At 68.0% G+C, this 12,672-nt stretch carries 12 protein-coding genes; 2 read left to right on the top strand and 10 right to left on the bottom strand.

Annotated features, from left to right (window positions below):
• Position 1: 1 nt before the first annotated feature.
• From rplB to AC5Y39_RS13005, 6 genes are all read right to left on the bottom strand, one after another.
• Entirely contained in the window at positions 2-844 is an 843-nt protein-coding gene (gene rplB, locus AC5Y39_RS13030; RefSeq protein WP_499912287.1) for a 50S ribosomal protein L2, read from the bottom strand.
• Positions 845-862: 18 nt separating this feature from the next.
• Positions 863-1,165, bottom strand: a complete 303-nt coding sequence (rplW, locus tag AC5Y39_RS13025; RefSeq protein ID WP_499965025.1) for a 50S ribosomal protein L23 — start codon at positions 1,163-1,165, stop codon at positions 863-865.
• Positions 1,165-1,827 (bottom strand): 50S ribosomal protein L4, encoded by a 663-nt coding sequence (gene rplD, locus AC5Y39_RS13020; RefSeq protein WP_500020225.1) that lies wholly within the window; start codon positions 1,825-1,827, stop codon positions 1,165-1,167. Before rplD ends, rplW begins: the two co-directional genes overlap by 1 nt.
• Entirely contained in the window at positions 1,827-2,480 is a 654-nt protein-coding gene (gene rplC / locus AC5Y39_RS13015; RefSeq protein WP_500020227.1) for a 50S ribosomal protein L3, read from the bottom strand. The genes rplD and rplC overlap by 1 nt, the downstream gene beginning before the upstream one ends.
• 15 nt (positions 2,481-2,495) lie before the next feature.
• The gene (gene rpsJ, locus AC5Y39_RS13010; RefSeq protein WP_003883485.1) at positions 2,496-2,801 is read right to left on the bottom strand and encodes a 30S ribosomal protein S10; all 306 of its coding nucleotides are present in this window, start codon (positions 2,799-2,801) and stop codon (positions 2,496-2,498) included.
• Positions 2,802-3,164: 363 nt separating this feature from the next.
• A complete protein-coding gene (locus tag AC5Y39_RS13005; protein WP_500020371.1) occupies positions 3,165-4,679 on the bottom strand; it encodes a carboxylesterase/lipase family protein in 1,515 nt (504 codons plus the stop codon).
• A gap of 139 nt (positions 4,680-4,818) precedes the next feature.
• On the opposite strand from AC5Y39_RS13005, the gene AC5Y39_RS13000 reads away from it, so the two are divergent.
• Both AC5Y39_RS13000 and AC5Y39_RS12995 read left to right on the top strand, forming a co-directional pair.
• Positions 4,819-6,069, top strand: a complete 1,251-nt coding sequence (locus AC5Y39_RS13000; protein ID WP_500020229.1) for a cytochrome P450 — start codon at positions 4,819-4,821, stop codon at positions 6,067-6,069.
• Between the two features lie 119 nt (positions 6,070-6,188).
• Positions 6,189-7,850 (top strand): MFS transporter, encoded by a 1,662-nt coding sequence (locus AC5Y39_RS12995; protein ID WP_500048229.1) that lies wholly within the window; start codon positions 6,189-6,191, stop codon positions 7,848-7,850.
• Here AC5Y39_RS12995 and mftG read toward each other — a convergent pair.
• From mftG to mftD, 4 genes are all read right to left on the bottom strand, one after another.
• Positions 7,767-9,203, bottom strand: a complete 1,437-nt coding sequence (mftG, locus tag AC5Y39_RS12990) for a mycofactocin dehydrogenase MftG (protein WP_500020231.1) — start codon at positions 9,201-9,203, stop codon at positions 7,767-7,769. The two genes, AC5Y39_RS12995 and mftG, sit on opposite strands and share 84 nt — an antisense overlap.
• A gap of 7 nt (positions 9,204-9,210) precedes the next feature.
• Entirely contained in the window at positions 9,211-10,623 is a 1,413-nt protein-coding gene (mftF, locus tag AC5Y39_RS12985; RefSeq protein WP_500020233.1) for a mycofactocin biosynthesis glycosyltransferase MftF, read from the bottom strand.
• Positions 10,620-11,360, bottom strand: coding sequence for a mycofactocin biosynthesis peptidyl-dipeptidase MftE (gene mftE, locus AC5Y39_RS12980; RefSeq protein ID WP_500020235.1), 741 nt, complete (start codon positions 11,358-11,360; stop codon positions 10,620-10,622). Before mftE ends, mftF begins: the two co-directional genes overlap by 4 nt.
• Before the next feature lie 127 nt (positions 11,361-11,487).
• On the bottom strand, positions 11,488-12,672 hold the full coding sequence (mftD, locus tag AC5Y39_RS12975) for a pre-mycofactocin synthase MftD (protein ID WP_500020237.1): 1,185 nt from the start codon (positions 12,670-12,672) through the stop codon (positions 11,488-11,490).

Below are 12,672 nucleotides of genomic sequence, written 5' to 3'. Positions count from 1 at the left end.
CCTACCGGTGATGCTTCTTGCCGGTGCGCCGGCGTCGGACGATGAGCTTGTTGCTCGCCTTGTTCGGTTTGCGGGTGCGGCCCTCGGGCTTGCCCCACGGGCTGACCGGGTGGCGGCCGCCGGACGTCTTGCCCTCGCCGCCGCCGTGCGGGTGGTCCACCGGGTTCATCACGACACCACGGACCGTGGGGCGCTTGCCTTTCCAGCGCATGCGGCCGGCCTTGCCCCAGTTGATGTTGGCCTGCTCGGCGTTGCCCACCTCGCCGACCGTGGCGCGGCACCGCACGTCGACGCGCCGGATCTCGCCCGACGGCATGCGCAGCGACGCGTAGCTGCCTTCCTTACCGAGCAGCTGGATGCTCGACCCGGCCGAGCGGGCCAGCTTCGCACCGCCGCCGGGACGCAGCTCCACCGCGTGGATCAGGGTGCCGGCCGGGATGTTGCGCAGCGGCAGGTTGTTGCCGGGCTTGATGTCCGCGTTCGGGCCGGACTCCACCACGTCGCCCTGCGAAAGACCCTGCGGCGCGATGATGTAGCGCTTCTCGCCGTCCAAGTAGTGCAGCAACGCAATGCGGGCGGTGCGGTTCGGGTCGTATTCGATGTGGGCGACCTTCGCGTTCACGCCGTCCTTGTCGTTGCGACGGAAGTCGATGACGCGATACGCGCGCTTGTGGCCGCCGCCCTTGTGCCGGGTGGTGATGCGCCCGTGTGAGTTTCGCCCGCCATGCCCGTGCAGCGGACGCACCAGCGACTTCTCCGGCGTGGAGCGAGTGATCTCAGCGAAATCCGAGACGCTGGCACCGCGACGGCCAGGCGTCGTGGGCTTGTACTTGCGAATTGCCATCTCTGCTAACTCTTTCCCTTACGCGGGCGCGCCGAACAGGTCGATCGGCTTGCTGCCGGGGGCCAGGGTCACGATCGCGCGCTTGGTGTCCTTGCGCTTGCCGAATCCGGTACGGGTGCGCTTGCGCTTGCCCGGCCGGTTGGCGGTGTTCACCGACGCCACCTTGACGTTGAAGATCTTCTCGATCGCGATCTTGATCTGCGTCTTGTTGGAGTCCGGGTGCACGATGAACGTGTACACGTTGTCCTCGATCAGCCCGTAGGACTTCTCCGAGATCACCGGGGACAAGATGATGTCGCGGGGGTCGGTCACGGTCGCCATCAGGCCGACACCTCCTTCGTCTCGACCTTGGTGTTCGCGGCGATGAATGCGTTGAGCGCCTCCACCGAGAACACCACGTCGTCGGACAGCAGCACGTCGTACGTGTTCAGCTGATCCGGCGAAAGCACATGCACGCCAGGCAGATTGCGAACGCTTCTGGCCCCCGTCTCGTCGGTACGGCCGATGACCACGAGTACGCGCTTGCGGTCGGTGAGCTCGGCGAGGAACGACTTGGCGCTCTTGGTCGACGGGGTCTGCCCCGAGACGATCTCGGTCACCGCGTGGATCCGCCCGTTGCGGGCCCGGTCCGACAATGCGCCACGCAGCGCCGCGGCGATCATCTTCTTCGGTGTGCGCTGGCTGTAGTCCCGCGGCTTCGGACCGTGCACGGTGCCACCGCCGGTGAACTGCGGCGCACGCGTCGAACCCTGGCGGGCACGGCCGGTGCCCTTCTGGCGGTACGGCTTGCGGCCGCCGCCGCTGACCTCGCCGCGGGTCTTGGTGGAGTGCGTGCCCTGGCGGGCCGCCGCCCGCTGGGCCGTCACCACCTGGTGCATCAGCGCGATGTTGGCCGGGGCGTCGAACAGCTCGGCGGGCAGTTCGACGGTGCCGTCGGTCTTGCCGCCCGGGCTGCGGACGTCGATCTTGAGGGTGTCAGCCATTACTTCTCACCTCGTTTGACGGCGCTGCGCACCATGACCAGCCCTCCGCGACGGCCGGGTATCGCGCCCTTGATCAACAGCACGCCGTTTTCGGCATCGACCTTGTGCACCAACAGGTTCTGGGTGGTCACGCGCTCGTTGCCCATCCGGCCGGCCATCCGCGTGCCCTTGAACACGCGAGCCGGAGTGGCACAGCCGCCGATCGAGCCCGGCCGCCGGTGCACGGCCTGCGCGCCGTGGCTGGCGCCCTGGCCGCGGAAGCCGTGGCGCTTCATGGTGCCCGCGGTGCCCTTGCCCTTGGAGGTGCCGGTCACGTCGACGTAGCTGCCGTCGGTGAAGATGTCGGCGGTCAGTTCCTGGCCGACTTCGTACTCCGCGACAGCCGCCGGATCGTCGAGCCGCAGCTCGGCCAGATGCCGGCGCGGGTTCACACCGGCGGCGGCGTACTGCCCGCCCAGCGGCTTGTTCACCTTGCGCGGGCTGATCTCGCCATAGGCAAGCTGCACAGCGCTGTAGCCGTCGCGTTCCGGCGTGCGGATCCGCGTCACGACGTTGGGTCCCGCCTTGACAACCGTCACCGGCACCACGCGGTTGTTCTCGTCGAACACCTGCGTCATGCCCAGCTTGGTGCCCAGAATGCCCTTCCTAGCCATGGTGTCTGCCAGCTCCTACTGAATGTTCACGTCGACGCTGGCCGGCAGGTCGATGCGCATCAGCGCGTCGACCGTTTTCGGCGTGGGGTCGAGGATGTCGATGAGCCGCTTGTGGGTGCGCATCTCGAAATGCTCCCGGCTGTCCTTGTACTTGTGCGGAGAGCGGATGACGCAATAGACGTTCTTCTCGGTAGGCAGCGGCACCGGGCCGACCACGCTGGCGCCCGTGCGGGTGACCGTCTCGACGATCTTGCGCGCCGAGGCGTCGATCGCCTCGTGGTCGTAGGCCTTGAGCCTGATGCGGATCTTCTGTCCCGCCACGCTTCTTCCTCACTCCTGTCGCGCCGCCACTATCGCGGTGCCGCCACTGTTCACCTGTCCTGGTGCACCGGCCCCCGCGGTCGGGTGTGTCGCCCGCACGCAGCCTCAGACGCGGCCGGAAAATCGGTCGCGATCGAGGGTGGGACCGGACGCGCCCGTGTGGGCGCCGGTCGTATGCCCTGGCCGGGCAGTCCGCGAAGGCACCGCCCCTGCGCAAGGCAACCTGAACAGTATGCCCTACATCGGGTGCGCCGCCAAATTCCCCCGGGACCTGACGACGAGCCCCGCGAACGTGAACCAGCTGCGGCGACACGCCGCCTGCTCCCGCACTGAGATCACGTTCGCGAGGCCCGAGCCAAGCGGTCAGCGCACCGTCGCCCAGAACCCGCACTGGTGTTCCTGATTGAACGAGATGAACGTGCGCACCTCCGGCGTCTGCAGCGACATCCACGGGCCCTGCTCGCCCTGAAGAGCCGGCCATTCCGGCGCGCCGGCCACCCGCGGTGTGCCCGTGGCCACGAAGCTGCTCCAGTAACGGATCATTCGGTCTGACAGCCGCTGTTGGGCCGACGTCAACGGCGGCGCTCCCCCGACGTCGAACAGGTAGCGCAACTCCAGTGAGTGGCTGGCACCGACCGGGAACGGCAGCGTCCGCAGTAGATCCGGCGCGGGTGCGTCACGGTCGTTGAACTCGTAGCCGTACACCTTCGCACCGCGCTGCAATCCGACGGCTAATTGGGTTGCCGGACAGGCGAATACAGCGTCAGTGGCGACCGTCGAGTATGCCTGCGCCGCGTCCGGGAAGCGGCTCAGCGGATACTGTTGCAGGATCCGGCTGGCGTCAGCGCCGAAAGCATCGGCCAGCACACCCGGATAGTCCGGCATCCGGCCCTGCTTCAGATACTGCGTCGCGGCGAACAGCGTGAACTCGTCGCGGTTGGTGCCGACCAGCACCGGAACACGCGCCGCCTCTCCCCGGGCGATCGCAGCCATCGGATCGCGCGGGAGCACCGACGTCCCGGTGACGGGGCCGGTGATGCCGTCGCCGGCCAGGCGGTAGTACACCGGCGGCCCGATCAACTTTTCCGCCGGCAGCGCCCGCAGGCAGGACGCGGCCGGCACCGGGTCGCGACACCCCGCCGCCGCGGCATAATCGAGGCTGATGCGTTCGGCGGTGGCCCGGTCGGTTTGCGCCTGGCACGGGCCGCTTTGGATGATCGCAGCCCGAAACAGGCCGGCGGAATCAGGTGCGACGAGGTGGTCGCACACCGACATCGCACCCGCCGATTCACCGGCGACGGCCACCTTGTCCGGATCGCCCCCGAACGCGGCGATGTTGTCGCGCACCCAGCGCAGCGCCGCTTGCTGGTCGGCCAGCCCGTAGTTGCCGACGTCGCCGGCGTCGGCCAGTGCCGGATGGGCGAGAAAGCCGAGCGCGCCGAGGCGGTAGTTCAACGTGACGACGATCATGTCGCCGCGTGCCGCCAACCGGCGCGCGTCGTAGATGTCGCCACTGCCGTTGACGAACCCGCCGCCGTGAATCCATACCATCACCGGAAGACCTTGCGCGGCACGAGGTTTCGGTACCCACACGTTGAGCGTCAGGCAGTCCTCGCTGACGGCCCGGCCGAAGTCGCGGTCGCTCGCCTGGTCCTGAACGCAGCGCGCGCCGTACTTCGACGCATCACGCACTCCCGGCCACGACGGCGCCGGCTGCGGCGGTTTCCAGCGCAGTGCTTTAACCGGCGGCGCCGCGTACGGGATGCCGGCGAACAGCACGTGGTCGTCGCTGAACGCGCCCCGCAGAGCGCCGGAGCGGGTGTGCACCAGCGTGGAATCGGCGGTGGTCGTCGCGTCGTGTCCGCACGCCGCCACCATGAGAGCCGCGACAAGTAGGGCCGACGCCCAGCCGCGTCGGCGTCCAGACCGCACGTCGCCGAAGCCTACAGACCGGCTCTTCCCCTGGCCGCCCGCCATGGTCGAGACTCGTGACCACCGACTCAACGAGGAGCAGACCATGGGCGCGCCAATTGTCGACGACGCCGCGAGGGTGTTCGCGGACCCCACCTCTTACGCGGACGAGGAGCGCCTGCACGCCGCCATGGCACACCTTCGCGCTCACGCGCCCGTCGCGTACGTCGACGTGCCGCCGTACCGGCCGTTCTGGGCGATCACCAAGCATGCCGACATCATGGCGATCGAGCGCGACAACAACCTGTGGATCAACGAGCCGCGACCGCTGCTGCAGACAGCGGAGGCCGACGACTTGGCGCGCGCTCAACTGGAGGCCGGCATGGGACTGCGCACGCTGATTCACATGGACGACCCCTACCACCGGGACGTACGGGCGATCGGCGCCGACTGGTTTCGTCCGAAAGCCATGCGGGACTTGAAGGTTCGTGTCGACGAACTGGCCCGCCAAACCGTCGACAAGATGCGCGACATCGGGCCGGAATGCGACTTCGTCACCGACATCGCGATGAACTACCCGCTTCAGGTGATCATGTCGCTGCTGGGCATCCCCGAAGAAGACTTCCCCCGCATGCTGACGCTCACCCAGGAACTGTTCGGCGGCGACGACGAGGAATACAAGCGCGGAACCACACCGGAGGAGCAGCTGCAGGTACTGCTCGACTTCTTCGCCTATTTCAACGCGCTGACGGCGTCGCGGCGCGCGCATCCGACCGAGGACCTGGCGTCGGCAATCGCCAACGCCAAGATCAATGGTGAGCCGCTGTCGGACCTCGACACGGCGTCGTACTACGTCATCGTTGCGACCGCCGGCCATGACACCACCAAGGACGCGATCTCCGGCGGCATGCGCGCGCTGATCGAGAACTCCGACCAGCTGGCGCGGCTGCGCGAGCACCCCGAGCTGATGCCCACGGCGGTCGAGGAAATGATCCGCTGGACCACACCCGTCAAGGAATTCATGCGCACCGCAACGCAAGACACCGAGGTGCGCGGCGTGCCGATCGCCAAAGGCGAGTCGGTGTACCTGGCATACACCTCGGCCAACCGCGACGAGGATGTCTTCGACGAACCGTTCCGCTTCGACGTGAGCCGCGATCCGAACAAGCACCTCGCATTCGGTTACGGCGTGCATTTCTGCCTCGGTGCAGCGCTGGCCCGGATGGAGATGAGAAGCCTGTTCACCGAGCTCATCCCGCGCCTGGACGCGGTGGAGCTGGCAGGCCGTCCGGAGCTGTCCGCCACCGTGTTCGTCGGCGGCCTCAAACACCTGCCAATTCGCTATTCGCTGCGGTAACCGCCGGGCCGGGGCGGCGGATGTTTGAGCGCAAGACTTTCGGTCTATGAACTAGACGATTAGTCTCGAAAAATCTACCGCCCTCCACCGGAAGGAACACCGTGGCCGGTCTGACGACCATGGTCGACACCCTTATGCGGCCCGATGCCAGCACGCCCGATGTGACCGACGTTTCCCGGCGCCGACGGACATGGACGCTGGTGGTGGCGTGCAGCGGGGTGGCGTTGGTGATCGCCTCGATGATCGCGTTGAACACCGCTTTGGGCGACATCGCCGTCGCCACCACGGCCACCCAAACCCAGCTGACCTGGGTGGTCGACGGTTACACGCTGGTCCTCGCCTGTCTGCTGCTGCCCGCCGGTGCGATCGGCGATCGCTACGGACGCCGGAAAGCCTTGCTGGTGGGACTGGCCATCTTCTTTTTCGCGTCGCTGGCGCCGCTGTTGTTCGACAGTCCGGTGCAGATCATCGTCTCGCGGGCCGTCGCCGGCGCAGGCGCGGCGTTCATCATGCCGGCCACGCTGTCGCTGCTCACCGTCGTCTACCCGAAAGACCAGCGCACCAAGGCCGTCGGCATCTGGGCCGGCGTCGCGGGCATGGCCGCCGTGGTGGGTCTGCTGGTGCCGGGCTTTTTGCTGAACTTCTGGGAGTGGAAGGCGATCTTCTGGGCGCTGGCCGCCGCGGCGGCGCTGCTGTTCGCGCTCACATTGACTGTGGCGGAATCCCGAGAAGCCGACGCGCCGCCGGTCGACTGGCTGGGCGCGGCACTGATCGCGATGTCGGTCGCGGTGTTTGTGTTCGGCGTCATCGAAGCGCCGACGCGCGGGTGGACCGATCCGGTGGTGACCGCGTCTCTGGTGGCGGGGTTAGTTCTCGCCGCGGTGTTCGGCTTCGTGGAGTTGCGCCGTCGCCGTCCACTGCTGGACGTGCGGCTGTTCAAGCGGCCCGAATTCGCCACTGGCGCTTTGGCGGTCACGATCTTCTTCTTCGCCAACTTCGGGTTCTTCTACCTGATCATGCAGTATTGCCAAGAGGTGCTTGGCTATTCGGCGCTCCATACGGCGCTCGCGCTGACCCCGCTGTTCGTGCCGATCTTCATCCTGTGCCTGCTGTCCTTCTGGTATCTGCCGAAACTCGGCCTGCGGCTCGTGCTGTTCACCGGCCTTCTTCTCGTGGCGGTGGGGATATTCTTCATGCGCACCATGGAGCTCGGGGCTACCTACCTGGAGATGGCATGGCCGATCACGGTGATGTCGATCGGCATCGGACTGTGCACCGCGTCGGCGACGTCGGCGATCATGAACGCCGCTCCCGACGAAAAACAAGGCGTGGCATCGGCGATCAACGACGCGACCCGCGAAATCGGTGCGGCGCTGGGCATTGCGGTCGCCGGTTCCATTCTCGCCGCGAACTACGCAAACGTGTTGCGCCCCAAGCTCTCGGCATTTCCCGAACCCCTGCGCGGCCCGGCGTCGCACTCCCTCGCTGAGGCCATGAAGGTTTCAGAACATCTTGGCCCGCAAGGCAGTCAGCTGGCAGACGTGGCAAAGGCATCGTTTGTCGAGGCCATGCACTCGTCGTCGCTGGCCCTGGCGGTCAGCATCGCGATCGGCGCCTGCCTGGTCGGCCTGTGGGCACCGGGACGCGACGGCGAACAGCTGCGGCTGGTGCGCCACTTGTCGGCGCGGTGGCGACAGTCATCCCGCGGCGACGAACTCGGCGGCGCGGTGGGCCAGCATCACGATCGTGGCGTGCGGGCCCCGGCTGGGTATCGCGGGTAGCGCAGCGCCGTCGATCACCCACAGTCCCTCGACCCCGCGCACCCGGCACTTCGGGTCGAGCACAGCGCGCTCGTCGTGGTCGGTGCCCATCGGCGCCGTCGCGCACAGATGCTGCGACGTCGACCACAGCGGTTCGGCGTCCGGGTGGCTGAGCGGGCACAGGTAACTCGCGAGCTGTGCACCGTCGCGCAGGGCCGCGACGTCGGCCGGCTCGCTGTCGTAGCGGTGCTCGATGCGCGGCGCCACATCCGGATGGGCCGACCGCACGCTGACCGTCCCTCGCGACCGCGGCTGCATCAGCGCCACTCCGACGTGCGGCCAGTCCGGCCGCCCACCCGTGCCGTCGCCGACCATCGCGATGAAACCGCCTGTGTAAGGCCGGATTTCGAGCCCTGAGTCGGTGTGCAGGACAGCCTCCAGCACGGGACGGCCGGGGCTGCTACGCCAGCTGGTAGGCATCACCCACTCCGGATGGTCGACACAGTGCATGCCGACCGGTGCGGGTTGGACCACCTCTATTCCGTGGGCGCGCAGACCTTTCTCGTCGCCGATGCCCGAGAGCATCAGCAAGTGCGCCGTGGCGATCGCTCCCGCGCACAGCACGATGCGATCCGCCGTCAACGACACGGAACCGTCAGCCGTGGTGGCCTCAGCGCCCGTCACCTGGCCGGCCGAGATGCTGAGTCGGCGCACTGACGTGCGGGTCAGCAGCGTCAGGTTGGGCCGGTCCAGAGCAGGTGACAGGATGGCCGAACCCGGCTGGACACGGGTGCCGTTGTCGACATTGAGTGGTACCGCACCCACCCCGGTTGCCGCGTCCGCCGGATACACGGCGCCGTTGAGGTCCGGTATCCAGTCGAAGCCGGCATCACGCGCCTTTCCTACGAATTCGGCTGTGCTATCAGACATTTCGTTGACGCGCCGCACGGTGATCGGCCCCGAGCTGCCATGCGCCGGGCCGTCGAAGTCCAGATCGGTTTCGGTGTCGCGGAAGTGCCGCAGCACATCTGACCAGCTCCAGCCGGGAAGTCCCCACGCGTCGAAGTCGCCCGGCAGACCGCGGCAGAAATAGCCACCGTTGACCGCACCGGAGCCGCCGACCACCGCACCCCGGACGACCAGCGTCGGGCGGCGCGGATGCTGCGTCAGCACCGTCTCGAACCGGTGCACCAGACGGCTCCCGGCGCCCACCGGCAGCACCGATCCGTCCGCCACCACCGCCGCGACACCCGGATCGGTCGCCGCCGGTCCGGCCTCCACCACGGTGACCCGGCACCGTTCGTCGGCGGAGAGCCGCTCGGCGACAACACATCCTGCGCTACCGGCGCCGATGACCAAGACGTCGCTGTGCAACGGCTGGCTATGTCCGAATCTGCGGCTTCAACGGTCCGGGATGACGCTCCTGGACCATTCCCATCCACATCCCGGTGCCGTAGGCGATATCGTCGAGACGCTTGAGCGCCAGGTAGGTCAGAACGCCGAGCTGCTTTGTCTGCCGGTCGACGTTGTTGTGCCGGCTCAGCCAGTCCGCCACCCCGTCGACCACTGCAGCCATCAGCACAATGTGCCGGCAGCGGCGGAAAAGTATCGCGGCCAAAAGCGCGATCGGCCAGTAGTGGCGGCAGATCGCCGAGGCCAGTTGCAGGGCTGCGCCTCCGAGGCCGCGCGCGGCGAGCACGGCGACATCGCGCGGCTTGGAGTCGACCCCGTCGAGCGTGTTGGCGATCCTGCGCGCCATCAGCACGGCGATGACCATCGAGACCAGATAGCTCATGCACGAGCCCATGGCCAGCAGCAGCCACAACACCAGGCTCCAGCCGGAGATGACCAGCGGAGCGGTCTTGTCGGGATGGCGGACCGACAGCGGCGCCGCAGAACTACCGTAGAATGCCTTGCGGGACAACCATTCCCGAACACCGACCCGATGGTCGTGGGCCACCAGCGCGATCGGCTCGTAGCGCAGCCGGGCGCCGGACTCCACCAGCCGCCAGCACAGGTCGACGTCCTCGCCACAGCGCAACGTCTCGTCGAAACCGCCGGCGGCCAGCAGCGCTGAGCGTCGGCAGATGACGGCCGCGCTCGGCACATAGGACACGGTGCCGTACGGGACGACCGGCGCCTCACGCCGCCCCAGATCCAGCGACGAGCGCACCGCCTCGTAGCGGGCGATCATGTTGTCGCTCTGGGTGAGCCCGATGATCCGGGGCGCCACCAGCGCCACGGCTGGGTCCACGAAGTGCCCTAGCAGCGCCTCCAGCCAGCCGCGGCGAGGCACGACGTCGGAGTCCAGGAATGCGACGAAGTCGGTGGTGCACGCCGCCAGCCCGGTGTTGCGGGCGGCTGCGGGCCCCTTGCTCCGGGAGTGCCTGATCACCTGAACCTGGCAGCTGAAGCGCTCGAAGTCGGACTCCCTCACCGGTATCGCGGAGCCGTCGTCGACCACTACCACCCGCAACCCGCGCAGCGTCGACAACAGGCGCCGAAGACCAAACATGTTGTCCCGCACCGGAATAACGACGGTCACGTCGCGGTGGGACGGGCCACCGGACGGCCGGGGGTGGGCCACCGTGGCGTCCAGCAGCGCCCGCGCCAGCTGCGCGGTGACAGCGTCGTGCACCTCCAGCCGACCGTTGTCCAGCAGGCTGCGGGCCGACGGCGCCAGCCGCAGCAGGCGGGTGGGCGACCCACCGAGAAGGGCGGCGTTTGCGCCGAGAACACGCACCCGCCGGTCGACCTGGACGGCGAATCCGTCCGGCAGCCGCGGCTGGGTCATGTCAGCATTCCGTTGCCGCCGGGGGCCCAGCGTCGGACTCGGGCGGCGCAGACATCCGTCATCTCCCGGAAGAGACGCGCGCCAGCCTCGGCCGTCGCGGTGGTGGGGTCCCCCAGCACTCCTACCTCGCTCACTGCGGCTACTCCGCCGCGGCGCATCCTTGACATCAAGTCCGCTAGCGGAGACACGTTACCTGCACGGCGCTCGTCGAGTCGCACAGTTGAGGGTGAAAGGTGCAGCAATATCGACGTTTCTGTATGCCCGGCGTGCGCGTCGCCGCGCGGCACCGCACACGGGCACCACGCGACGTCACGGTCTTCGCTCCTCAGCAGGCGTACCGCCGCGACCAGCGCGTCGAGGTTTCCGCCGTGACCGTTGACGAACACGATCCGCGGCGCCCACTCGCACGCCGAGCGTCCGAACTCGACCAGCAGTTGCTCGAGCACCGCAGTTCCGATCGAAATCGTCCCGGCGAAACCCTGATGCTCTCCACTGGACCCGTAGGCGACCGCGGGAGCGGCGACGGCCGGCTGACCACCACCCGCGAGGGCCGCGACAATGGCGTGCGTGACTGCGGCAGCGATGCGGGTGTCGGTGTCCAGCGGCAGGTGGGGTCCATGCTGCTCGGTGGAGCCCACCGGCACCACCACGATTGGCGACGCACCTTCGACCTGCTTCGACGTCGACTTCCCCAACTCCGTCGGGAAGGTCACGTGGCGATCGTAGGCCGAATTCATCTGGGATACATCACATGTTGGGGGATGAGAAATCTTGCTGCGGCAAATGCCGGGGCCGTCTGACCCTCATCGTTCACGGCAGCACCGTCAGTCCCGTCGGCACCATTGCGTGCTCGCCGGACCGTCGTCAACTCCGGTCGGGCGGCTCTCCCAATGCCCGGGTGAAGCCCGGCGGCACGACGATGTCGTCGGGGCGCAGGTCGTGGATCGACGACCGGCCGAGCCCGCGCAGCGCCGAGTCGATGCCGCCGCGAAGGATGTCGAGCACGTTCTCGACGCCGGCCTGCCCGGCGGCGGCGAGACCCCAAAGGTAGGCACGACCGATCATCACGGCGCGGGCGCCCAAGGCCACCGCCTTGACCACGTCGCTACCCCGGCGGATGCCGCCGTCCAGCAGCACCTCGACGTCGCCGCCCACCGCGTCGACGATCGCGGGCAGGGCCCGGATCGGGGCGGGGGTGGAGTCGAGGTTGTTTCCGCCGTGGTTGGACACCGAAATCGCCGAAACACCCGCATCCACCGCGCGTTTCGCGTCGTCGACCCGCATCACGCCCTTGAGCATGAAGGGCCCGCCCCACAGTTCCCGCAGCCAGGCGACGTCGTCCCAGGTGGGCGGTGGGGTGTTCATCCATTCCCCGTACGCGGCGAAGAACGGTGGGCCTTGTTCGCCGCGGCGCGCCTGGTTGGGCACGCGCAGGTCGGGCGGTCGCATGGTCTTCGCCCACTCCCACAGCCAGGCGGGCTTGGTGAGGCCAGTCGGCAGCATCCGCACGGTGGTGCGCAGGTTCATCGCCTCAGGGATCTTCGGGCTGCCCCAGTCGCGACCGTGCGAGAAGCTCCAGTCCGTGGTGAGAATGAGCCCCGCGGCCCCGGCGTCGCGGGCACGCTGGACCCGCTGCGCGATCGCGTCGCGATCGCCGAGCCAGTAGATCTGGAAGAACAGCTTGGGGTTGGCGGCGATCACCTCTTCGATGGGCTTGCTCGCGAACGACGACAACCCCATCGCGGTGCCACGAGCGGCAGCTGCCCGCGCGACGGCCACTTCGCCGTCGGGGTGGACCGCCTGCACCCCGGTCGGCGAGATGACCACCGGAAGCGAAATATCTTGTCCCAGAACGGTTGTCGCCATGTCACGTTTTTCGGTGGCGCCGATGACGTGGGGCGCGAAGCCCAGTTCGCTGAACGCCTCGACGTTGTCGGAGGCGGTCACGCCCTTTTCGCTGGCGGCCAGCAATGCCGAGTACACCGGCTTGGGCAGCCGCTTCTTGGCCTTCTGCTGCGCGAACGCCACCGTTTCGAACCACTGAGCCAT

The organism is Mycobacterium sp. NGS39, assembly GCF_059812765.1.
This window is presented reverse-complemented; position numbering and strand designations above follow the sequence as displayed.